This window comes from Nocardia sp. NPDC051832 (genome assembly GCF_040681285.1).
Classification (GTDB): Bacteria; Actinomycetota; Actinomycetes; order Mycobacteriales; family Mycobacteriaceae; genus Nocardia.
Map to the genome: position 1 here is coordinate 822,772 of NZ_JBFAYL010000002.1, position 21,347 is coordinate 844,118.

The window sequence follows — 21,347 nt, forward strand, 5'->3', positions numbered from 1 at the left end:
CGTTGACCGGACCGCTCGAGTTCAGGGCTGGTAGGAACCGGGCGGGCTGCCGGTCCAGCGCCGGAAGGCCCGGGAGAAGGCGCTGGGTTCGGAGAAACCGAGCCGCCGGGACAGCGCGGCCACGGTTTCCTCGCCGCGCACCAGACTGGCGATGGCGGCGTCGCGCAGCATCTGCTCGCGGATCTGGCGCAGCGAAGCGCCTTCCTCGCCGAGTTTGCGGCGCAGGGTCTGCGGGCTCATGGCCAGCTCCGCGGCGATGTCCTCGACGCCGGGCCAGGCGCCGGTGAGGCCGCGTTCGAGAATGCGGCGGACCCGCGTCGCCATCGACAGCCCGAAGTCGCGCCGGCCCATCACGCCGGCCGGGGCGTTGGTCAGGAAGCGCATCAGGTCCTGCTCGTCGCGCACGAGCGGGGCGTCGAACACCTCGGCGGCGAACACCAGCGCGGGTGCGGGCGCGTCGAAAACTACTGGCGCGCCGAACATGTGGCCGTAATCGTCGAGGCCGGGGATCGGCGAGTACGGCACCTCGACGCGGCGCAGCGGCAGCCATTTCGCGGCCGCCCAGCAGGCGAAGCGATGGCAGGCGGCCAGCATGGTGTCGATGGGCAGCGCGACCGGTGCGACGACCTCGCTGATGTCGAACGACAGCCAGACCTCCGCGCCGTCCTCGCGCACCGACACCGGCGGCACACCTGGCAGCGAACGCTGAAAGTTGCTGTACCGCACCGCCGCCGCCCGGGCTGTCGGCGCGCCGAGCAGTCCGAAGCACACCAGGCGGAACGTGCCGAGCGGGACCGGTTGCAATCCCAGTCCGAGTAATTCGTCCCCGGTCTCGCGCCACAGCCACTGCACGATCCGCACGGCCTGATCGAGGGTGACCCGGGAACCGCCCTGCGCCAGCAACTCCGGCGCGACGCCGGCCGCGGCGAGAGCGGCGGTGATATCCCAGCCCTTACTGGTGGCGACCTCGATCAGGCCCTGTACGCGCTGGATCGGCAGCGTGTACTCGACGTCGGCGGGAGCGGGTGGCACACGCCTGACCGTACACAGCGCCCGGTCGCCTAGCGGCCGGCCGCCGGGCCGAACCACCGCGGCAGGTGCTCGAGCAGGTCCGGCTGATCGGCGCCGGCCCACGCGATGTGGCCGTCCGGGCGCAGCAGCACGGCGGGCACATCCAGGTCGGGGCTGCTGTCCACGACGTGGTCGACCCGGTCGGCCCAGCCCGCCACCGACAGCTGCCCGGTCTGGTCGAGGAGCAGGCCCCGGCCGGCGTGCATCCGTTCGTAGAGGCGGCCCTCCTTCAGCGGGATGTCCTTCAGCCGGCGGCCGAGCAGTTCGTGCCCTGCGCCGAAGTCGTAGCGGATGCCGATCGCGGTGATCTTCTCGGTCAGGAACTTGCTCACGCCGTCGAAGTCCATCAGCTCCGCCACCAGCCGGCGCAGCGCCTGCGCATTCGGGTCGGTGGCCAGCAGCTGCATCTGCGCGCGGGTGTTGTCCAAGACGTCGGCGGCCACCGGGCGGCGCTCGGTCTGGTAGCTGTCCAGCAGATCCGCCGGCGCCCAGCCCGCCAGCGCGGCGGCCAGCTTCCAGCCGAGGTTGAACGCGTCCTGGATGCCGAGATTGAGGCCCTGACCGCCCATCGGCGGATGCACGTGCGCCGCGTCGCCGGCCAGCAGCACCCGGCCGTCCCGGTAGCGCTCAGCCAGCCGGGTGCTGTCGCCGAAGCGGGACAGCCAGCGCGGGGAGTGCGCGCCGAGGTCGGTGCCGGCGGTCGCGCGCAGCTGCTGCTTGAACTCGTCGAGGGTGGGCGGGACGGAGCGGTCCGCGGCGACGCCGGCCGCGGGCACGACCACGCGATAGCCGCCTTCCGCCAGCGGTCCCGCGCCGAACCGCAATTGGGTCTTGCGGATTTCGGTGTTCAGCGCGGTGATGGTCGCCGGGTCCGCCGTCAGTTCCAGTTCGCCGAGCAGCGTGTCGACGCGGCTGGGTTCGCCGGGGAACTCGATGCCGAGCAGCTTGCGGACCGTGCTGCGGCCGCCGTCGCACCCGACGAGATAGCGGGCGCGCAGCTGAGTGCCGTCGGCCAGTTCGGCGGTGACGCCGTCCTCGTCCTGGCGCAGTCCGACGAGTTCGCAGCCGCGCCGGATCTCCGCACCGGCCGCCAGCGCGTGCTCGTAGAGCAGTCGATCGGTGATGTTCTGCGGGATGCCCAGGGTGTACCCGTGCGCGGTGTCCAGGCCCGCCGGCTGCGGCTTGGGGATGCCGGCGAAGAATCCGCCCACCGGATACTGCTGTCCCAGCGCCAGGAACCGCTCCAGCAGGCCGCGCTGGTCCAGTACCTCGAGGCTGCGCACGTGCAGGCCGAGCGACCGCACGATCTTGGTCGGCTCCGTCTCCTGCTCCAGCACGACCGCTCGCACGCCGTGCAGCCGTAACTCGGCGGCCAGCATGCACCCGGTCGGTCCGCCGCCGGCAATGATTACGTCGATCATGAAAACCCCATTCAGGAACCGTAATTTCCGCAGGACAATTGGCTTCGGCCGACGATTCTGCGCCACTACCGGGGTCTTGCCGCAAGCCCCGGGGTGCGATATATGTTGAAGAGGGGAAGGGATTACGGGGGATTCTCATCCAAATCGGACATCAATGGTTAGCTGGGCCTGTGCGGGGTACCACACCTGCGGGTACCTGCCCCCTGATGAAGCTTCCGGAGTTCGCGCGACGCCATTGGCGTCGCGTCCCGTTTTGGTCGCAGCTTCACACCGTTGAGGAGGCAGTCCATGATCAGTACGCCGTCCGGTTCCGGTTCTTTGATTTACAACATCCGGGAATCCGGTGCGCCACTAAATATCGTCATGGTGGCCCCACCATATTTCGAAATTCCACCCGCCGGATATGGCGGCGTGGAAGCGGTGGTGGCCCAGTTGGTGGACGCCTTGGTCGCGCGTGGGCACCGGGTCACCCTGCTCGGGGCGGGCCGGGCCGGAACCACCGCCACGCGGTTCATCCCGGTCTGGGACAAGATCCTCGCCGACCGGCTCGGCGATCCGTTTCCCGAGGTGGTCAACGCGCTCAAGGTGCGCGAGACCATCATCGAACTGGCGCGTACCGAGCACATCGACGTGATCCACGATCACACCTTCGCCGGACCCTTGAACGCGCCGGTCTACCAGGCGCTGGGCATCCCGACCGTGGTCACGGTGCACGGACCGGTCGACGGTGAGGAACAGGCGTACTACGGCGCGCTCGGCGACGCGGCGCGGTTGATCGCGATCAGCGACCGGCAGCGCAGCCTGGCTCCCCGATTGAACTGGCTGGGGCGGGTGTACAACGCGGTGCTGCCGAGCGCGTGGCCCTTCCAGAAGGAGAAGCAGGATTTCGCGCTGTTCCTGGGCCGGTACGCGCCGTACAAGGGCCCGGATCTGGCTTTGGAAGCCGCGCACGCCGCCGGTATCCCCCTGGTGCTGGCCGCGAAGATGAACGAGCCGGCGGAGAAGGCGTACTTCAAGCGTTCGGTGCGGCCGCTGCTGGGCGAGCGGGACTTCGTCTTCGGTGAGGCGGACGCTATGGCCAAGCGGTTGCTGCTATCACAGGCGAGGTGCCTGCTCTTCCCGATCCGCTGGGAAGAACCGTTCGGGATCGTGATGATCGAGGCGATGGCCTGTGGCACGCCTGTCGTCGCGCTGCGCGGCGGCGCGGTGTCGGAGGTCGTGGAGCACGGTGTCACCGGCTTCATCTGTGACGATCCCGCGGAGCTGCCGGCGGCCATGGCCGCGGCGGCCCAGCTCGATCCGGTCGCCTGCCGGCGCCGGGTGATCGAGCACTTCTCGGTCGATCGGCTGGGCGCCGGGTACGAGTCCTCGTACTACGCGGCGATGGATTGTGCCGATCTGCCCCGTCTGTCGACCGGCGCGCGGTCGAGCGCCGGCACCGGTCGAGTGCTCGACCGGGATCTGTCGGTCGTGGCCAAGCGGTAGCTCAGCGCATCGGTCGATCTCGGTACCGGCGTGCCGTTGTCCGGGATCGACCGATGCGTTCGGGCGGTTACCAGGCCAGCTTTTCGCACTCGGTGGCGCTGTCGGGCAGTTCGATCTGGAGTGTGGCGTGCGAGAGCCGGTAGTTCTCGGCCAGCAGGAGCTGCGCTTCGTTGAGGACTGTCGCGGGGTTCGCGTCGCCGGCGATCACCAGGTGGGCCGAGGCGACCTCCATGCCGGAGGTCAGCGTCCACACATGCAGGTCGTGCACCGAGCGGACGCCGGGCAGGTCGGTGAGCGCCGTATCCACCTGTGCCACATCGAGATCCGCCGGTGCGTGCTGGAACAGGATGCGCAGGGCGTGCTTGCCCAGGCTGTAGGCGCGGGGCAGCACGAACAACCCGATGGCGATGCCGATGACCGGGTCGGCGTAGCGCCACCCGAACAGCAGCGTCACCAGGCCGCTGATCAGGACGCCGATCGAGCCCAGCATGTCGGCCATGACCTCGAGGTACGCGCCGCGCACGTTGAGGCTGTGTTCCGCGCCGCGGCGCAGCAGTAGCAAGGCGATCACGTTCATGACCAGGCCGACGATCGCGACGAGCGTCACCGGCAGACCCGGAACCTCCGGCGGCGCGGCCAGCCGGCCGAGGGCCTCGTAGATGACCCAGCCCGCCACCGCGAACAGCAGTACCGCGTTGAACAGAGCGGCGAACACCTCGGCCCGGTACATCCCGTAGGAGCGGTTGGCGCGCCGAATCGCGCTGCGCGCCAGCAGGATAGCCACCAACGCCATGCTCACGCCGAGCACGTCGGTGAAGACATGCGCCGAATCCGACAGCAACGCCAGCGACGACGTCCGCAACCCGACGACCAGTTGCGCGACGAAGGTGACCAGGCCCAGCCCGATCGCGATCGTCAACCGCCGGACATAACGCCCGGATGCGCTACCGGCGCCTGCCGCCGAAACCCCGTGATCATGGCCCTGACCCATAGCCGACCTCCCGATCTGCTCCGTGCCGAATCGCAACCCGGCAGCTTCGAACTCTGATAAATAGTAACATGCGCATGTGCGCATATTAAGCACGAAGACGTCCGCCTGTGTCCGGCGCTGCTGGCAGGATTGCCTTTGTGACCGAGCCCGACCTCCGCGCGTTGATGCGAACGCATATCCCCGAAGAATTCCATCCCCGCCTGGAGCTGGCCGTCCGCGAGGGCTTGCGGTTGCGGCACGCGAGTGCGGGGGACAAGGTCATCGGCTATTTCGGCGGCCTGCCCGAGCTACCCGCCGGATTCGCCTGGCCCGGCGCCGATCACGGCCACTACGAACACGTCGCCTCCCTCGATCTGGCCGAACTCCCGAAACTCGACCTGAATCTCCCTGCCTCCGGCCGGATCTCGGTGTTCGGCGACACTGACGGCTGGTCCGGCGCGTTCCTGTACTTCCCGGCGGAGACCGAGCTGCGGGAAACGCCGCTGCCCACGGACCTCGCCGCAGCGAACCGCCTGATCGAGCGCACCGCCATGACCTGCGCAATGGTCCCCACGATTCCCGACGGCCAGTGGCTCGAAGAGCACCTGCTCGACGCCGATGACCACGACGACGAAATCTACGACCGCTTCGAAGCTTTCACCGACGCGTTCTTCACACACTCCTGGTCCTGGCATCAGCTCGGCGGCTGGGCCAACGAGATCCAGAGCGATCACGACCGCGGCCTGCTCCCCGGCACCGCCGCCTACCAGCACTTCTACGGCGACTCATCGCCGTCGGGTCAGCTCTTGCTCGTGCAGTTCGACACCGATACCGACATCGGCATGGGCTGGGGCGATTTCGGCACCCTCTACTGTTTCATCGCCCCGGAAGCCTTGGCCGCGAACGACTTCAGCGAGGTTCGCGTGCACTGGGAGTGCTACTGACGCAAACCGGGTGGGATGTTGTCGCGGGCGTTGATGGTGACGGGGTGGTCGGCGCCGAGGACTCGTTCGCAGAGCCCGAGGTTCTCTCGATGGAGGGCAATCGATTTCACGAACGCGCCGGAGATCGCGTAGACGGCGGCCAGGTTGTTTCGGGAGATGAGCGTGTCGGGGTGGGCGGGGCCGAACACGCGCTCGCGCTCGGTGAGATTGCGGGCGTAGAGGTCGAGTGCTCGGTCGATCAGGCCGACCGAGCGGCAGGTGTAGGCGAGGTTGTTGCGGGCGTGCAGGGTGTGCGGATGGTCGGGGCCCAGGACACGTTCGACGTCGGCGAGGTTGGCTTCCTGGAGCGCGATCGCGAGGTCGGGCTGCCCCGCCGATTCGTAGAGGGCGGCCAGGTTGCCCCGTGAGTTGAAGGTGTCGGGGTGGTCGGGGCCGAGGACGCGTTCGACGTCGGCGAGGTTGGTTTCGTAGAGCGTGATGGCTTTGTCGATGTGGCCGGCGGAGGTGTACGCGGTGGCCAGGTTGTTGCGTGCGGCGAAGGTATAGGGGTGCTCGGGGCCGAGGACGCGTTCGACGTCGGCGAGGTTGGTTTCATCGAGCGCGATGGCCTTGTCGATCTGACCCGCGGAGGTGTACGAGTCGGCCAGGCCGGCCCGAGAAGTCAGGGTGATGGGATGGTCCGGCCCGAGGAGTTGTTCGCAGCGGGCGAGATTGGTTTCGTGCAGCGTGACCGCTGTGGCGGTTTGCCCGGCAGATTCGTAGGTGTTGGCGAGGTTGTGGCGGGCGCCCAGGGTATCGGGGTGGTCGGGACCGAGAATGCGCTCACGGTCGGTGAGGGTGGCGTCGTGCAGCGCGATGGCCTTGTCGAGCTGTCCGGCTGCCGCATACGCGCTGGCCTGATTGTTTCGGGAGGTCAGCGTGTTGGGGTGGTCGGGGCCCAGGAGGCGCTCGAACTCGCTGGTGGTCGCTTCGTGCAAGTCGATGGCCAGGTCCAGCCGGCCCGCTGTCTGATACGTGGTGGCGAGATTGTTTCGTGAGGTGAGGGTGTCGGGGTGGTCGGGGCCGCGGAGGCGTTCGCGGTCGCGGAGAATGGCCTGGTGCAGCGCGATGGCCTTGTCGAGTTGACCGATCGACACGTAGGCATACGCCACATGACCGCGGGAGGACAGCGTGTCGGGGTGGTCGGGGCCGAGGACACGTTCCCGGTCGGCGACGTTGGCCTCGTGCAGGGCAATGGCTTTGGTCAGCTGCCCCACCTCTGAATAGGAATCCGCCAGGTTGTTGCGCGAGTCCAGGGTGTCGGGGTGGTCGGGGCCGAGGACCCGTTCGCGGTCGGCGAGGGTCGCCTCGTGCAGGGTGACGGCCCGGTCGTGCCGGCCGGCGGCGTGGTAGACGGCCGCGAGATTGTTGCGCGCCGTGAGGGTTTCCGGGTCATCGGGGCCGAGCACGCGCGCGTAGATCTCGAGGCTCGACTCGAGCAGATCGATGGCCTCGTCCACCCGGCCCGCGGTGGTGTGCGAATTGGCGAGGGTGACGCGGACGGCGAGGGTGGTCGGGTGTTCCGGCCCGAGGATCCGTTCGCAGTCGGCGAGGGTGGATCGGCCGAGCGTCTCCGATCTGACGAGATCAGCGAAATCACACAGTTCCTGGGTCGCCCACTTGCGGAGAATCAGCATCAGTTCGGCGGTGTCGGTGGCACCGCGCTCCCAGATGTCGGTGCTTCCGATGGCATCGATCTGGTCCGCGATGTGGAAGAACAGCTCCCGGGTCGTCCAGTTGCCTTCGATGGTGCTCATCAACGGCGCGATCATGCCGAGGCTGCCCATGACGAGATCGTCGGCTTCGCCGTTCGATTCGGCGCGTTCCCGGAGGACGCGCGACACCAGCCGGTGCATCAGCAGCGCGTCGTCGGAGTCCGACCAGGCCAGCAGCGAGCCGTCGACGCAGCGGTCGATGACGTCGTCGAGGCGGCCGCCGAGGTCCGGCAGTACGGCGCGACGGACGCCGGCGGGGGACAGCATCGCCATGAGCGCGATCAGGTTTCGAGTCGCCGCGTCGAGTTCGGGATCCGCCGTCTCCGCTTCGACGCTGTCGACGGACAGCAGAATCGCCTGTGCGACAGACCATTTGTAATCCTGGCCGACTTTGCGAGCCAGCACATGCGGTAGCTGTTTCGCTCTGAGCAGGGTCAGGTACCTGTCGAAATCGAGCCGCCGGGCCGCGATGGTGGTCGCCGCCGCGGTCAACGCCAGCGGCAGCCGGCCCAGCTCCCCGGCCAGCTGCCGCGCACCGGCCTGATCGGTCAGGCCGGTCGAGTCGCACAGGTAGTCGATGGCCTCTCGCTCGGTGAAACAGCCCAGGTCCACCGGCTCGCCGAGGGCGGTGAAAGACAAGTCCGTAGTCGTGATCACGACACGGGTTTCGCCGGTGGCGGGCAGCAGCGCGCGGATTTCGTCCGGGTCGGTGGCGTTGTCGAAGATCAGGAGCCCGCGCCTGCGCTCGCTGGAAAGGTGCCCGCGCAGCCGTTGCGCCGCGACCGTGGAGTCCTCTTCGGGCGCGGCCAATCCCATCAGCTGGGCGATCTCGGCGAGGCCGGTGCGGGCGGCATCGATCGTCGCGGCATTGATCCACCCCACCAGCCCGGCGCCGGTCGTGATTTCCGACCGGGCCAAGGCCGCGGCGAGATGCGTCTTTCCGGTGCCGCGCATGCCGGTCACCACGACCACGATGCGTGATCTGGCCACCGCCTCGCCGAGTTCGCGCGCCTCGGCGCGTTCGACGAAATGCCTTGGCTCCTGCGGGATCTCGCCGACCACGATGCGCCCGTCGCGGGCCGGTGCGGGCAGCTGCTGGACGTTGGTGGTGTAGGTGAGGTTGATGGAGCCCGCGGTGGTGCGATCGATATGGGCGAATTTCACCGGTTCGGACGCCGGCGCGGACGGCTCGGTGAGGTCCGTCGCGCTTACTGAGGGTGGGGCGACTCGGGCTGCCCGGCACGGATACCGCTGATCTTGATGTCCTCGAGGACCTGGGCGTCGGCGATGCGCGCGCCGGTTCCGGTGGACCGGACGTCGCTGATGTCGATGGTGCGGCCGCGAACCGCTTCGAGCTCGACACCGGTCGCGGGCGGCGGCGCGGGCTCGGGCTGTTCGGTCTGCCGGTGGTGTAGCCACATCGACGTGCCGAACATCGCCAGCGTCAATCCGCCGACCGCGACCCACAGCCAGACCGAATGCTGTTGGCCGGTAGCGAGATTCACTGCTATCGCGAGCGCCGTGGTGACTACGGCGGTGGTCGCGGTGGGCGCCGCGACGCGTGCCAGAGCCGATCCCGTCATGACGTCCTCCCTACCCCACGTGACGATGTCCGGGACCGGCGACGCGGTCCGCGGCTTCAACCCTAGGCATCGCGGCGGCGCCGCGCGACGTTTCTATCGGGGCAGTTGGAAACCGACTTCGGCGCCGCCGCCGGGGCGGTTGGCGGCGAAGACGGCGCCGTGGTGGGCGGTGATGATGTCGTGGACGATGGCCAGGCCGAGGCCGGAACCGGGGGTGGAGCGGGTGCGGTCGGCGCGGTAGAAGCGGTCGAAGATGGAGTGCTGGTCGGTGGGGGCGATGCCGGGGCCGTGGTCGTGGACCGAGAGGCGGGCGCCGGTGATGTGGATGCGGACCGGAGTTTCGGGCGGGCTGAATTTGAGGGCGTTGTCGAGCAGGTTGTCGATCGCGCGGGCCAGCGCTTGCGGGCGGACCGTGACCGGAACGGATTCGGTTCCGGCGAGGGTGATTTCGCGGCCGGTGCGGCGGCGGAAGCGCTCGGCGCGTGCCTCGGCCAGCTCGGGCAGGTCGACGGTGGCGGGTTCCTCGACGGTCTGCTGGTCGGTGGCCAGATCGACGAGTTCGCCGACGAGGGCGTCGAGGGCTTTCGCCTCCTGGACGAGGGTGGTGATGACGCGGGTCTCGTCGGCGGGGTCGAGTCTGCCGTGCGCGCGCTGCAGGAGTTCGGCGCTGCCGCGCACCGAGGTCAAGGGTGTGCGCAGTTCATGGCTGGCATCCTCGACCAGGCGCTGCTGTTGCGCCCGGGACAGGCGCAGGGCCGCGAGCATGGTGTTGAAGCTGTCGGTCAGTTCGCCGACCTCGCCGCGCGCGGCCCGGGGGAGCAGGGTCGAAAGGTCCTGGGTGGTGGCCACATGCCGGGTCGCGGTGGCCAGGCGGCGGATCGGTCGCAGGACGCGCCCGATGGCGAGCCATCCGATCACGGCCGCGGCACACACCGCCGCGACGGTGATCCACAGTGTGCGCCAGAGGAATTCGTTGTCGACCCGGATCACCTCGGTATAGTTCTGGCTGACCATGACCGCGCCGCCGCCCGGGCGGGGTTTGGTGAGCACGCCGTGCTCGACACCGTCGACGACGATTTCGGTGTCCGCGCCGCCGGCGCCGCTGCGCGCGATGACTCGGTCGATCTCGGTGACCGGCAAGGCATTTCGACCCGGAGTCAGCACCCGCACGCTGCCGTCGGGCAACAGCAACTGCTCGGTCATATCGGGCCGCACCGGGATCGGCGCCTCGGCGTCGAGCAGCGCCAGCACGGTATCGGCCCGATCGGACAGCCCGCGGTCCACCTGCGCGGCGACCAGCGGCGACACACTGCGATAGGACGCGATCAGGGTGACCACGATGGCGGCGACCGCGGTGAGCACGGCGACGAGGGTGAGTCTGGCGCGCAACATCACCGCACCCGAATCGTGTAGCCGACATTGCGCACGGTGTGGATCAGCCGGGACGCGCCGTCCTCCTCGGTCTTGCGGCGCAGGTAGCCGATGTAGACATCCAGCGACCGGGACTCGGTGTCGAAGCCGAAACCCCAGATGTCTTCGTAGATACGGCTTCTGGTGAGCACGATGCGCTGATTGCGCAGGAGCAGTTCCAGAACGTCGAATTCGGTGCGGGTCAGATCCAGCAACCGGCCGCCGCGCCGGACCTCCCGGCTGGCCGGATCCAGGGTCAGGTCGTCGATGGCGAGCAGTTCGCTCGCGGCCTCGGGATCCGGTGCGCTGCGGCGCAACAGAGCCCGCAGCCGCGCCAGCAGTTCCTCGGTGTCGAAGGGTTTGGACAGATAGTCGTCGGCTCCCGCGTCCAGTCCGGCGACCCGGTCGCCGACCTGATGCCGGGCGGTCAGCACCAGGATCGGCAGCCGGTCGCCGCGCCGGCGCAGCATGCGGCACAGCGACAGTCCGTCAAGCCGCGGCATCACCACATCCACCACCGCGACGTCCGGGCGCTCCCGGTCGAGCAGTTCGAGCGCTTCCTGGCCGTCGCCGGCCAGCCGCACGGTGTAGCCCTCGAAGCGCAGCAGCTGGTCCAGAGTGCTGCGCACATGGGGGTCGTCTTCGACCACGAGCACGGTCGTCGCTGGGTTCACGGGCTCATTCTGACCGGTGGTGGCTGAGGTGTTGCTCATGGCCGCTCAGTTCGTGACCGGGGCCACGGCGATGGGCGGGACCGCGGCCACGCAGCCGGTCGGTCCGGGGTCGCCGGTCCGGACGAAGGTGGTGATGAGGCCGGTGACGCAGCCGGTCGGTTCCAGGTCCGGGACGTGGCCGGTGTTGGGCACCGACACGAAGGTCGAGCGCGGGAAACGTGCGGCCGCCAGTTTGCCGTTGGCGTCCGGGGTGATGGCGTCGAGATCGCCGGAGAGGACAAGCACCGGGACGTCCGGCATCGGCGCCCGCATCTGGTCGGGTCGTTCGTGGCCGGCGATGCCGGGCCAGCGCAGGCAGGCGTCGCCGCCGTCGCGCTGGGCGGCCGCGAAGCCTTCGGCGCTGAAGGCGCCCAGGCCGTCGGGCGCGTGCTGGGTCAGGGCGTCGCGATACTGCCGCTCTCGTTGCGGGACAGTCGCTTCGGGAGACCAGAGCGGCCGGTAGTCGTTGCAGGCGACCGCCAGGTAGAGGTCGATGTTCTCGTAGCCGGGATCGGCGGTGGCGGCGCGGACGAATTCGCGCAGCGGCTCGTCGTTTCCGCGCACGGCCGAACGCAGTGCGGCGGGCAGGCTGCCGAGCGGTGTCATGGCCTGCGGGTCGGCCCCGACATTGCTGGTGGCGGCTTCGAAGACGAGATTGCCGAGCTTGGCTTCGTCGAGCACGATGGGCGCTCTGCCCTCGACCGTGATCGGCTGGGTGCGCAGGCGCGCCGCGACGGAACGCAGGTCACGCACCGCGGTGTCGCCGTCACAGACCTGGCTGCGTGCGCAGATCCGTTGCAGGGCCAGGGAAACCGCTTCGGCGTTCGGGCGCTGTAGTGGATCGAACCCGGCCGGGTAGGCGCCGGAGAGCACCATCGACTGCACGTGCTCCGGGTGCCGCTGCGCGTAGATCGGTAAAAGGTAAGTGCCGTAAGAGATTCCGTAGGGGATGACCTTGTCGATGCCGAGTTCGGCACGCACCGCGTCGAAGTCGTCGACCGTGGCCGCCGAGGTGTAACCGGCGGCCTTCGCGCCGAGCTGCTCGCCGCACCGGCCGATCATCTCCTGCTGCTGTGCCCGGGTGCCCAGCTGGTACCGGTCCTCGTCGGCCCCGCAATCCAGCGGGGCCGAGACGCCGGTGCCGCGCGGATCGATCAGCAGCACGTCGTGGTCGTTCAGCAACCCGGCGGAGAGCATCGTCGCCTCGGCCGCGTGCGCGATCATCGGCACGCCCGGACCGCCCGGATTGGGCAGCAGGGTCCCGGCCGCCGGGACCTCGCGGTCGCTGTGTCGGATCCGGGCGTAGCCCACATCGATCGTGCCCAGATCCGGCTGTCCCGGCACCAGCGGGCGGCGCACCGTCCCGCAATCCACCTCGAAGTCCGGTACGGCCGGGCACCACGCGACCGGCGTGGAATCCTTGCTCGCCGTGGCGGATTCGTTCTGCCCGCAGCCCACGACCAAGCCGCCGACGGCGGCCGCCGCCAGGGCGAAGCTCAAAACCGAGCGCATCGTCGCTCACTCCCCTCGTTCCCGTCGGCCCGGTGTTTCCCGGGCCCTGCGATGATCTTGAGCGGGCGTTGTGAAAGCCGGGACAGGCCGAGGGCAAAGGAATGTAAGAAACTTTGCGCGGGGCGCTCGAGTAGTTTCGCGGAGTTGCCCGCGGCCCGCGGACAGCACGATCGAGCCGTGAACGAGAACCTGCGACGGCCCCGGGGGCTGGGGAAACGGGCCTGGCTGACGACGGCGTTCGTGCGCCGGATCCTGCGGGCGCTGGTCTGGTCGAAACTCGTGCACGTCACCGTGCTCGGGCGGGAGCGGGTGCCGGCGACCGGGCCGGTGATCCTGGCGAGCAACCACATCTCCTTGCTCGACGCGGTTTTCCTGTGGGGTGCGCTGCGGCGGCGGGCTGTCGCCATCGCGATGGCGGAACTGTGGTCCTGGCCGGTGGTCGGGTGGCTGGCGCGGCGACTCGGCCAGATTCCGGTGGTGCGCCGGGACAGCGAATCCGGGCGGTCGGCCCTGGCGCAGGCGGAGCAGATCGTGCGGCACGGGGGAGTACTGATCATCTACCCGGAGGGCCGGTTGGTCGTCCCCGGTGCGTTCGAACCGTATAAGCCGGGTGTCGCGAAACTGGCGCTGGCGACCGGCGTTCCGATCATCCCGGTCGGCACCGTCGGTACCGACCGGGTGCTGCCGATGCGCCAGGTGCGTGGCGACGGCCCGGTCTTCGACCGCCGTCAGCGGGTGCGCGTGCACTTCGGCGAGCCCATCGATCCCGCCGACTTCGACGACCCGGGCAAACTCCTGGACCACCTGCGGCAACGGATCGAGGATCTATGCTGCGACCAGGCCGGATCCGGTGTCAGCGGGCATGTCAGTCCGGCGTCAGAGCGGTGTCAGCCGGGCTCGCGACAGTAAGCGGGTGAACAGCACAGCACTCGCAGCGCCCGGCCTCGACCGCATCGATCTGAGCATCGTCGGCGCCGGTCCGATCCTGCGCACCGAATCACGCGCCCGCGTGCTGGGATTCCTGCGCGGCGAGCACGCCGCCGCCCAGCTGATCCGCTTCGCCCTGGTCGGTGGCTCCAGCAATATCGCCTACGTCCTGCTGTTCACGACCATGGCCGGCTTCGGCCCGATGCTCGCCAATATCGCCGGCTCGCTCGTCAGCACGGTGATCGCGAACGAACTACACCGGCAGATCACCTTCCAGGCGGCGGGCCGCGTCGGCTGGTTCACCGCGCAGTGGGAAGGCGGCGGATTGGCGCTGATCGGCCTGCTGATCAGCACCGCGGCCCTGGCCGCCCTGGAATTCTGGGCTCCCGGCCTGGGCGAGCTCACCCAGGCGGCGGCCGTGCTGGTCGTGATGGCGGCGGTCGGCGGCCTGCGCTTCGTCCTGCTGCGCGGCTTCGTCTTCCGCGGCGACTAGCTCAGTTCGTCGGTCGGCGGGGCATCGTTCTCGCCGCCGCCGGGCTTGCCGGGGCCTCGGATGCGGCGCGGCTTGGCCATCCGCCGGATGCCGGTGGCGGGAGCTTCACCGGCGCGTTTGCGTCGCAGCGCGTCGAGATCGACGACGCTGCCGTCGTTTTCCGTGCGGGCCGGGTCGTGCGGTGCGGCGGGGTGGCGGGTCGCGCCGGGATCGACCGGCCACCAGCCGGTCTCACGCTGGAGTTCCGAGCGCAGGACGGGCCTGGTCGGTGCGGGATCGTAGACGGAGCCGCCTTCGGAATGCCAGGTCTTGCGGGGGCGCTCGCCGGTTTCCTCGGTCACCCGGCGCGGGCGCCGCGGCAGGCGGATGACTTTCGACGCGCCGTCATCCGCTTCGGGGCCACTGGCGCCCGGTAAATCTTTGTCCGACATCGAACGTCCACACTCTCCCTCCGGGCCGCCACCTTCGGTTCCTGCGTGACCACTGAGCACCGGAGCGATCCATCTATCCCACGATGCTATATCGGATGCCGGAGCGGGCGGGTCAGAGGAACCGGCGGATGGGCTGGACGGCCAGCTCGTGGGCCCGCTGGAGGAGGGAGCGGCGCCGCCACCGGCCCGCGCGAATGCGGTCGCTGACCGCCACGTCGGCGTCGAAATGGTCGTCCAGGGTGGCGGTGAATTCCTGGTCCAGGACGGCGAGCATGATCTCTTCGTCGTGGTCGAGGGAGCGGCGGTTGAAGTTGGTCGAGCCGATCAGGGCGGCGACGCCGTCGACGGTGATGATCTTCGCGTGCATCATCGTCGGCTGGTACTGGTAGATCCGCACGCCGCAGGCGATGAGATCTTCGTAGTAGTGCTGGCCGGCCAGCTGACAGACCCGTTTGTCGGTGTGCGGTCCGGGCAGCAGGATTTCCACCTGAACTCCGCGCCGGGCGGTGGCGCACAGCAATTCGATGAAGTACGCGTCCGGTGAGAAGTACGCGGTGGCCAGCCGGAAACGATCCTCGGCCGACTCCAGCATCACGCGCAGCAAGGTCTGCATGTCCTGCCAGCCGAAGCTGGCCGAACCGCGCACCACCTGCACGATGGCCTTGCCGCGGGGTCGGTGGTCGATGAACCGGTCGCGGTCGTCGAAGAGTTCGTCGTGGCACTCCGCCCAGTTCTGCGCGAACGCCGCGGCGATGCCGTCCACCGCGGGGCCGCTGACCTCGACGTGGGTGTCGCGCCATTCGTTCTCGTTGCGGGCGTCGCCGCACCACTCCTCGGCGATACCCACCCCGCCGGTGAAGGCGGTCTCCTCGTCGACGACGAGCACCTTGCGGTGGCAGCGGTGGTTCTGCTTCAGCGGCGAGAGGTAGAGCGGTTTGCGGAACCAGGCCACCTGCACCCCGGCCTGTTCCATCCGCCGCAGTTGGTCGGCCTCGATCAGCCGGCTGCCGAAACCGTCGAGCAGTAGCCGCACCCGGACGCCGGCGGCGGCGCGCTCCGCGAGCGCCTCGGCGAATCGGCGTGCGATGTCGCCTTTCCAGTACACGAACGTCATCATGTCCACCGTGTGCTCGGCGCGGGCGATCCCGGCCAGCATCGCCGCGAAGATCGCGTCACCGTTGCGCAAGGGAATCAGCTGGTTGCCCTCGGTCGCGGCGATACCGATCAACCGCTCCAGCCGCCGCCGGATCTGCGCGACGCGGACGTCGGGCGCTGTACTGGTCATGCCATCCCCTCGCCGGAACTCGACGAGAAAATCGTCAGACCGACTGTACCTCAGTGTGAACAGCCGGATTTCGGTTAATCGCTGGGATGTGAGCAGCACACGAACCCTGACCGTCCGAGAGCTCGGCAAGGAGACCTGGCGCGATTTCGAGACGGTTCTCGGTAAGAACGGCGGTGCCCGCGGGTGCTGGTGTATGCACTGGCGGCTCTCGATCAGCGAATTCATGGAAGGCAAGGGCGAAGGCAACCGGAAGGCGATGAAACGCCTTTCCCAGCGCGAACCCCGGCCCGGCGTGCTCGTCTACCAGGACGACGAGCCGGTCGCGTGGTGCCATCTCGGGCCTCGCGAGGCGTTCCCGCGACTCGAGCGTTCGGCGCTGCTCGCTAAGGTCGACGACGCGCCGGTCTGCGCGATCACCTGCCTCTATGTCCGCAAAGAGCATCGCGGTTCCGGGTTGCTGGCGAAAATTCTCGACGCCGTCTGCGACTACGCGGCCACCTTGGATTACCCGGCCGCCGAGGGCTATCCGATCGAACCCGGCGACGGGAAACGCGCGGGCGCGGATACGGCGATGACCGGAATGGCGAGTTCCTTCCGCGCCGCCGGGTTCTCCGAGGTGGCCCGTCCGCGCAAGGATCGGCCGATCATGCGCCGCACGCTCTGAGCCAGGTCGCGACGACTTCCGCCCATTCCGCCGGGCGCTCGCTGGCCAGTGCGTGACCGGAATCTACTTCGGTCAGTACGGCATTCGGGATCCCGGCGGCGAGTTCCCTGGCGTGTGCGGGGGAGACGACCAGATCGTGTGTGGCGGCCACGATCAGTGTCGGCACTCGGATGTCCGCGAGTTCGGCGCGCACGTCGACCCGGGTGAGCAGGTCGAGTTGGTCGTCCGCGCCGGGTGGCAGGGCGGCGCCGATGGCGGTGGTCAGTTCGCTGAGCTCGGTCTCGGAGCGGAGGTCCAGCCAGGCCGGGCTCCAGCCGAGCAGGATCAGGTACGCGGCAAGGGATTGCGGATCTCCCGCCGCGGCCAGTCGGCGCCAGGTCTGGGTGACCATCCGTAGCCGGGGGTTGGGGTAGGCCATGCCCGCCGACAGCACGAGGGCCGTCACCCGCTCGGGATGGCGGGTGGCGAGCCGCACCGCCACCGCCGAGCCGGTGGAGTATCCGAGGACCGCGAATCGTCGCTGGCCGGCGCGCGTCGCGGCGTCGGCCAAGCTGTCGGCGAGCCCGTCGAGGGTCAGCGGCGTCCGGCTGCGCGGGGTCGTTCCGGAACCCGGATAGTTCAGTGCCACCACGGTATTCGTGTCCGCGAGGCGCGCGGCGACGGCGCCGAAACTGTCCGCCACATCGCTGCTCGCGCCATGCGCGAGCACCAGCCCGGGGCCATGCCCGCACACGAATCCGTCCCATTCACTTCCGGCGAGTTCACCGGCAATCCGCTCAGTCATGACCCCACGCTAAAATCTCACACCGATGTGAGAGTCAAGCCGAGATGAACGGGATCACATGCGAATCGGTGAACTGTCCCACCGCACCGGCGTCAGCCACCGCCTGCTGCGCTACTACGAGGAACAGGGCCTGCTCAGCACCACCCGCACCCCCGGCGGTTTCCGCACCTACGCCCCCGAAGCGCCCACCGTCGTCCAGCAGATCCGCGCCCTCCTCGCCGCCGGCCTCCCCACCCGCGTCATCCGCGACATCCTGCCCTGCGCCCACGGCCCCGCTCCCGACCTCGAATCCCACCCGGACATGCTCGCCGTCCTGCGCCGCGAACTGACCGAAATCGAAGCCCGCCTCGAATGTCTCGCCGAATCCCGCGACATCCTCGCCGGCTACCTGGCGACTACCGAGGCGCGCGGCACGAACGGCTAGCCATAATGATCGGCTAATTGTTGTTGCGTACCGGGCGGTTTCAATACCAATCAGGTTAGGCTAACTTCTCGATAGCATGGCACCACTGGCTCGGGGCATACCCCGAGAGAAGTCAGGAAGAGATGAAAAGTACTGCGAGCACCAGATCTGACGTGCTCAAGCGATCATTCGGAATTGTGGGCGCGACGGTGGCGGCCGTCGGGTTGTTCGCACCGGGAGCGGCCCACGCGGATGTGTTCGTGCCGCTGCCGGACGGCCAGAAGGCGGCGCCGGGCGGGTTGATCACTCGGACGGGTGAGCGGGCTCTGGTATCGCCGTCGTTGTCGGCGAACGGCGCGGGACGCGTCGTGTGGGTGTCGGGCAAGGTTGTCGCGGAAGTGACCGAGACGCCGGAGGGGAAGGTCGGGCCGGACTCCGGGCCCTCCAACGACCCGGGCAGCAACAACTCCGCCACCTTCGGTGCGTCCCAGCTCAATACCGGATACATCATCGGCTGTCAGGTCAGCATCGCTGACGACGCGGTCAAGGTGGGCGCCAGCGCCGGCGCGACGCTCAAGTCGGCGAGCATCAGCGGTTCGATCAGTCTGAACATCGGCCCCGGCCAGGTGAAGTGGGTGCAGCTGGAGCGCGCCGACATCACCAAGCCCGGAACGTATTTCGTGGACTACACCGACGTGGAAATGTCGATCGAGGGCTGCGGCGGCTACGCCCAGGCGCGCGCGTACACCAACCTCGAGATCATCGGCAACAGCCACTCGAAGACGACCCTCTACGGGCAGCCCTTCAGCATCGGCTGAGCGGGCATCGAAGTCAGCACGTCAATCCGCACCGAACCCTCGAAGGGTTAGCACCTCATGTTCAACCGCAGAAATCACGCGGCCGTCTCCGGACTCGCCGCCGCTGTCACCGCCATCGGTTTGCTGTCCACCGGAGCCGCCAGCGCTGACACCTTCGTCCCGCTGCCGGGCGGCGAAATCACCCACGAACTGCCCAACGGCATGACCGTCACCGTCCGATTGGCCGGCGAATCGGCGACCATCAACCCGTCCCTGGGCAACACCCCCCTGAGCCGCAACACCTGGGTCTCGGGCACCGCGCACGTGGAGATCTCCGGCGGCGACCGCAAGAGCGTCGGCGCGAAGATCGCGCCGGGCTACATCGTCGGCTGCCAGGTCGACATCGGCGGCGGCGGCATCAGCAGCAAGGGCGGCACCGGTGTGCGGGGCGAGAACCTCACGGCCTCCGCCTCCCTCGGCGGCCGGCTCACCCTGGGCCCCGGCCAGGCCGGGCGGCAGATGATCATCGACCTGGAAGCTCCCGACGACTACGGCAACGAGGAGCACAGCCGGGCCAATTCGTTCCGCGGCCCCACCGGCAGCGTCACCTGGGCCGACACCACCATCGCCCTCGACGGCTGCGCCGGCTACGCCCAGGCTCGTGCCTTCGTCCTGGTGAAAGTCCGTGGCGCGGAAGGTGTTTCCGTGGTGACCCTGTGGGGTCAGCCCTTCAGCCTCGGCTGAGCACCGCTTGCGGGCTCGGTGACCGGACCGGTCACCGAGCCCCTAATGGGCTGGCGGAGCAGGGTTTGCGCTGGCACCCTTGAGCGAGGCGCGGTTCGGCAAGGGGGGCGCTATGGCGCGGGTGCGGAGAAAACGGGATCTCGAGACGAAGATCCTGGTGCGGCTGACGTTGTGCGGCGGGCTGGTGCTCGGGGGTCTCGCCCTCGCGATGCATCTGGCGAACGCGCGGGCCGCGACGCGGCAGCACATCCCGGCGAATCCGATCACGATGGTCCGGGAACTGGTTCGCGGACAACTGGATTGGCCGGCCCCGGCGACCACGATCGTGCTGATCGAGCTCGCGGTGCTGGCGTTCGTAGCGCTGCTGCTGCGGATAGTCCTGAAATGGCGTGCCCGCGGCAGGCTGGCGATCGATGACAAGGCCTGGTTCATGGCCACCGGCAAGGAGTTGCTGCCGGTCACCGAGGAGTACGCGCGAGAGCGCGCCGAGGCGCTGGGTATGCGGCTCGGCCGCGGGGACGCCCCCGGCATTCCGATCGGTGCGGCGGTCGCGGGCGGGCGGACGTTATACGGCACCTACCAGGATCTGCACCTCGATATCTGGGGTCCGTCGCAGGGCAAGACCACCGCTCGGGTGATACCGGCCATTCTGACGGCGATCGGCCCGGTGCTCGTCACCTCCAGCAAGCGGGAGGTCGTGGACGCCACGTGCGACGTGCGCGCCCAAAAAGGCAGTCCGGTATTCATTTTCGACCCGCAGGGCATCGCCCACGGATCGGCGAACTCGTCGGAAGACGCTACGCGACACTGGTTCTGGGATCCGCTGGCGTGGGTGGACGTCCGCCAGTCCGGTTGCGAGCTGCGCGCGGCCCGCCTGGCCGGTCACTTCGCCGACGCGGAGGCCGGTACCGCCGCGCGCGGCTACTTCGAGATCGAGGCCGAGGACTTGCTCGCGGGATTGTTTCTCGCTGCGGCCGCCGGTTCCCGGCCGATCACCCAGGTGTGGGAATGGGTGACGAATGCGCGCGATACCGAGCCGATCGAACTGCTGCGCTACGCCGAACTGCACCGCGCCGCGTCCGCGTTGGCAGCGTCGTACCACCTGGATATCCGGCAGCAGAGCGGAATCTTCGGTACTGCCAAACAAATGCTCCGCTGTCTGCAATACCCCGAGTTCCATCCCTGGGTCACCCGGGGCGAGGACAGAAGACAGTTCGACGAACTCGAGTTCCTGGAGAGCAATGGCACGCTGTATTCGCTCTCGATCGAGGAGCGCGGTTCGGCCGCGCCGCTGGTGAGCGCTCTCATCGAGGCCGTTCTGGATGTGGCCGACCGCAGAGCGTCGCGGTCGGCCGGCGGGCGGCTCGCGATCCCCTTGCTCGCCGTGCTCGACGATGCGGCGAATGTGGTGCGCTGGCATGACTTTCCGCAGCGATACAGCCGCTACGCGTCACGCGGGATCATCCTGATGACCATGTTGCAGTCCTGGGCGCAGGGCGTCCGGCGCTGGGGGCCCGACGGGATGAACGAGCTGTGGTCCGCGGCCACCATCAAGGTCCTCGGCGGCGGTGTCGATGACGTTCCGTTCCTGCGCGATCGGGTGGAAGGCATCGGCAGTCACGAGGTGCAGTCCCGATCGATGAACCTGTCGACGCGCGGGCTCGGGTATTCGACCTCGATCTCCTCGGAGAACACCCTGGGGGTCGCGGAACTGCGCGCACTGCCACGCGGCCGCGCCGTTCTCTTCGCCGCCGGTGTGCCTCCGGCGTTGATCCGGACCGTTCCGTGGTGGGACGGGGAATATGCCGGGGCGGTGCGAGATTCGCTCGAGGCGCGCGGGCCCTTTCGGACCCGGGCGACCATCGCCGACTTGATCGGCTCGTCGAGCCTGACCAAGTCGAGCGCCGCCGCCGAGCCGAGCCGGATCGAGGAGGTCCGTCCCTTGTGAACCGGTCG

20 protein-coding genes are annotated in these 21,347 nt (G+C 68.8%); 9 read left to right on the forward strand and 11 right to left on the reverse strand.

Features of this window, described 5'->3' with window-relative positions; translation table 11 throughout:
- Positions 1–21: 21 nt before the first annotated feature.
- Both AB0M14_RS13660 and rox read right to left on the reverse strand, forming a co-directional pair.
- Positions 22–1,032 carry an AraC family transcriptional regulator gene (locus AB0M14_RS13660; protein ID WP_364993577.1) on the reverse strand — a complete coding sequence of 337 codons (1,011 nt, stop codon included), beginning with the start codon at positions 1,030–1,032 and terminating at the stop codon, positions 22–24.
- 29 nt (positions 1,033–1,061) lie between these two features.
- Positions 1,062–2,492 carry a rifampin monooxygenase gene (gene rox / locus AB0M14_RS13665; protein ID WP_364993580.1) on the reverse strand — a complete coding sequence of 477 codons (1,431 nt, stop codon included), beginning with the start codon at positions 2,490–2,492 and terminating at the stop codon, positions 1,062–1,064.
- A 288-nt stretch (positions 2,493–2,780) separates the two neighbouring features.
- Here rox and AB0M14_RS13670 point away from each other — a divergent pair, with 288 nt between their 5' ends.
- A complete protein-coding gene (locus tag AB0M14_RS13670; protein ID WP_364993584.1) occupies positions 2,781–3,977 on the forward strand; it encodes a glycosyltransferase family 4 protein in 1,197 nt (398 codons plus the stop codon).
- Between the two features lie 67 nt (positions 3,978–4,044).
- Here AB0M14_RS13670 and AB0M14_RS13675 read toward each other — a convergent pair whose 3' ends face one another.
- Positions 4,045–4,968: a cation diffusion facilitator family transporter gene (locus AB0M14_RS13675; protein WP_364993586.1), complete on the reverse strand. Its 924-nt coding sequence runs from the start codon at positions 4,966–4,968 to the stop codon at positions 4,045–4,047.
- 137 nt (positions 4,969–5,105) lie between these two features.
- On the opposite strand from AB0M14_RS13675, the gene AB0M14_RS13680 reads away from it, so the two are divergent.
- The gene (locus AB0M14_RS13680) at positions 5,106–5,891 is read left to right on the forward strand and encodes a YwqG family protein (RefSeq protein ID WP_364993590.1); all 786 of its coding nucleotides are present in this window, start codon (positions 5,106–5,108) and stop codon (positions 5,889–5,891) included.
- Here AB0M14_RS13680 and AB0M14_RS13685 read toward each other — a convergent pair.
- The 5 genes from AB0M14_RS13685 to AB0M14_RS13705 all read right to left on the reverse strand — a co-directional run bounded on the left by AB0M14_RS13685 (position 5,885) and on the right by AB0M14_RS13705 (position 12,863).
- Entirely contained in the window at positions 5,885–8,809 is a 2,925-nt protein-coding gene (locus tag AB0M14_RS13685) for a tetratricopeptide repeat protein (protein WP_364993593.1), read from the reverse strand. The genes AB0M14_RS13680 and AB0M14_RS13685 overlap by 7 nt on opposite strands.
- Before the next feature lie 44 nt (positions 8,810–8,853).
- Positions 8,854–9,228 carry a hypothetical protein gene (locus AB0M14_RS13690; RefSeq protein ID WP_364993596.1) on the reverse strand — a complete coding sequence of 125 codons (375 nt, stop codon included), beginning with the start codon at positions 9,226–9,228 and terminating at the stop codon, positions 8,854–8,856.
- Positions 9,229–9,321: 93 nt separating this feature from the next.
- Positions 9,322–10,620 carry a HAMP domain-containing sensor histidine kinase gene (locus AB0M14_RS13695; RefSeq protein ID WP_364993600.1) on the reverse strand — a complete coding sequence of 433 codons (1,299 nt, stop codon included), beginning with the start codon at positions 10,618–10,620 and terminating at the stop codon, positions 9,322–9,324.
- The gene (locus AB0M14_RS13700) at positions 10,620–11,312 is read right to left on the reverse strand and encodes a response regulator transcription factor (RefSeq protein ID WP_364993603.1); all 693 of its coding nucleotides are present in this window, start codon (positions 11,310–11,312) and stop codon (positions 10,620–10,622) included. The genes AB0M14_RS13695 and AB0M14_RS13700 overlap by 1 nt, the downstream gene beginning before the upstream one ends.
- 45 nt (positions 11,313–11,357) lie before the next feature.
- The gene (locus AB0M14_RS13705; protein ID WP_364993606.1) at positions 11,358–12,863 is read right to left on the reverse strand and encodes an alpha/beta fold hydrolase; all 1,506 of its coding nucleotides are present in this window, start codon (positions 12,861–12,863) and stop codon (positions 11,358–11,360) included.
- A gap of 177 nt (positions 12,864–13,040) precedes the next feature.
- Between AB0M14_RS13705 and AB0M14_RS13710 the strand changes: the two genes are divergently transcribed.
- Together AB0M14_RS13710 and AB0M14_RS13715 are read left to right on the forward strand one after the other, a co-directional pair.
- Complete coding sequence (locus AB0M14_RS13710; RefSeq protein WP_364993609.1) at positions 13,041–13,772, forward strand: lysophospholipid acyltransferase family protein; 732 nt, start codon at positions 13,041–13,043, stop codon at positions 13,770–13,772.
- A 73-nt stretch (positions 13,773–13,845) separates the two neighbouring features.
- Positions 13,846–14,283 carry a GtrA family protein gene (locus AB0M14_RS13715; RefSeq protein ID WP_364995762.1) on the forward strand — a complete coding sequence of 146 codons (438 nt, stop codon included), beginning with the start codon at positions 13,846–13,848 and terminating at the stop codon, positions 14,281–14,283.
- Here the strand turns inward: AB0M14_RS13715 and AB0M14_RS13720 are convergent.
- Positions 14,280–14,714: a hypothetical protein gene (locus AB0M14_RS13720; RefSeq protein ID WP_364993611.1), complete on the reverse strand. Its 435-nt coding sequence runs from the start codon at positions 14,712–14,714 to the stop codon at positions 14,280–14,282. The genes AB0M14_RS13715 and AB0M14_RS13720 overlap by 4 nt on opposite strands.
- 112 nt (positions 14,715–14,826) lie before the next feature.
- Complete coding sequence (locus tag AB0M14_RS13725) at positions 14,827–15,999, reverse strand: phospholipase D-like domain-containing protein (RefSeq protein WP_364993614.1); 1,173 nt, start codon at positions 15,997–15,999, stop codon at positions 14,827–14,829.
- An 88-nt stretch (positions 16,000–16,087) separates the two neighbouring features.
- On the opposite strand from AB0M14_RS13725, the gene AB0M14_RS13730 reads away from it, so the two are divergent.
- Positions 16,088–16,663: a GNAT family N-acetyltransferase gene (locus AB0M14_RS13730; RefSeq protein ID WP_364993618.1), complete on the forward strand. Its 576-nt coding sequence runs from the start codon at positions 16,088–16,090 to the stop codon at positions 16,661–16,663.
- Here the strand turns inward: AB0M14_RS13730 and AB0M14_RS13735 are convergent.
- Positions 16,644–17,447, reverse strand: a complete 804-nt coding sequence (locus tag AB0M14_RS13735; RefSeq protein ID WP_364993620.1) for an alpha/beta hydrolase — start codon at positions 17,445–17,447, stop codon at positions 16,644–16,646. The genes AB0M14_RS13730 and AB0M14_RS13735 overlap by 20 nt on opposite strands.
- 58 nt (positions 17,448–17,505) lie before the next feature.
- Between AB0M14_RS13735 and AB0M14_RS13740 the strand changes: the two genes are divergently transcribed.
- The 4 genes from AB0M14_RS13740 to AB0M14_RS13755 all read left to right on the forward strand — a co-directional run bounded on the left by AB0M14_RS13740 (position 17,506) and on the right by AB0M14_RS13755 (position 21,339).
- The gene (locus tag AB0M14_RS13740; RefSeq protein WP_364993623.1) at positions 17,506–17,871 is read left to right on the forward strand and encodes a MerR family transcriptional regulator; all 366 of its coding nucleotides are present in this window, start codon (positions 17,506–17,508) and stop codon (positions 17,869–17,871) included.
- Between the two features lie 176 nt (positions 17,872–18,047).
- Complete coding sequence (locus AB0M14_RS13745; protein ID WP_364993625.1) at positions 18,048–18,668, forward strand: MspA family porin; 621 nt, start codon at positions 18,048–18,050, stop codon at positions 18,666–18,668.
- Between the two features lie 57 nt (positions 18,669–18,725).
- On the forward strand, positions 18,726–19,391 hold the full coding sequence (locus AB0M14_RS13750; RefSeq protein WP_364993629.1) for an MspA family porin: 666 nt from the start codon (positions 18,726–18,728) through the stop codon (positions 19,389–19,391).
- A gap of 112 nt (positions 19,392–19,503) precedes the next feature.
- Positions 19,504–21,339, forward strand: coding sequence for a TraM recognition domain-containing protein (locus tag AB0M14_RS13755; protein ID WP_364993631.1), 1,836 nt, complete (start codon positions 19,504–19,506; stop codon positions 21,337–21,339).
- Positions 21,340–21,347 lie beyond the last annotated feature (8 nt).

What these genes read in the sequence shown, in the direction of transcription:
- rox (WP_364993580.1), bottom strand. Translation starts at nt 2,492, where the DNA reads ATGATCGACGTAATCATTGCCGGCGGCGGACCGACCGGGTGCATGCTG.
- AB0M14_RS13670 (WP_364993584.1), top strand. Translation starts at nt 2,781, where the DNA reads ATGATCAGTACGCCGTCCGGTTCCGGTTCTTTGATTTACAACATCCGG.
- AB0M14_RS13675 (WP_364993586.1), bottom strand. Translation starts at nt 4,968, where the DNA reads ATGGGTCAGGGCCATGATCACGGGGTTTCGGCGGCAGGCGCCGGTAGC.
- AB0M14_RS13690 (WP_364993596.1), bottom strand. Translation starts at nt 9,228, where the DNA reads ATGACGGGATCGGCTCTGGCACGCGTCGCGGCGCCCACCGCGACCACC.
- AB0M14_RS13695 (WP_364993600.1), bottom strand. Translation starts at nt 10,620, where the DNA reads ATGTTGCGCGCCAGACTCACCCTCGTCGCCGTGCTCACCGCGGTCGCC.
- AB0M14_RS13705 (WP_364993606.1), bottom strand. Translation starts at nt 12,863, where the DNA reads ATGCGCTCGGTTTTGAGCTTCGCCCTGGCGGCGGCCGCCGTCGGCGGC.
- AB0M14_RS13720 (WP_364993611.1), bottom strand. Translation starts at nt 14,714, where the DNA reads ATGTCGGACAAAGATTTACCGGGCGCCAGTGGCCCCGAAGCGGATGAC.
- AB0M14_RS13725 (WP_364993614.1), bottom strand. Translation starts at nt 15,999, where the DNA reads ATGACCAGTACAGCGCCCGACGTCCGCGTCGCGCAGATCCGGCGGCGG.
- AB0M14_RS13735 (WP_364993620.1), bottom strand. Translation starts at nt 17,447, where the DNA reads ATGACTGAGCGGATTGCCGGTGAACTCGCCGGAAGTGAATGGGACGGA.
- AB0M14_RS13740 (WP_364993623.1), top strand. Translation starts at nt 17,506, where the DNA reads ATGCGAATCGGTGAACTGTCCCACCGCACCGGCGTCAGCCACCGCCTG.
- AB0M14_RS13750 (WP_364993629.1), top strand. Translation starts at nt 18,726, where the DNA reads ATGTTCAACCGCAGAAATCACGCGGCCGTCTCCGGACTCGCCGCCGCT.
- AB0M14_RS13755 (WP_364993631.1), top strand. Translation starts at nt 19,504, where the DNA reads ATGGCGCGGGTGCGGAGAAAACGGGATCTCGAGACGAAGATCCTGGTG.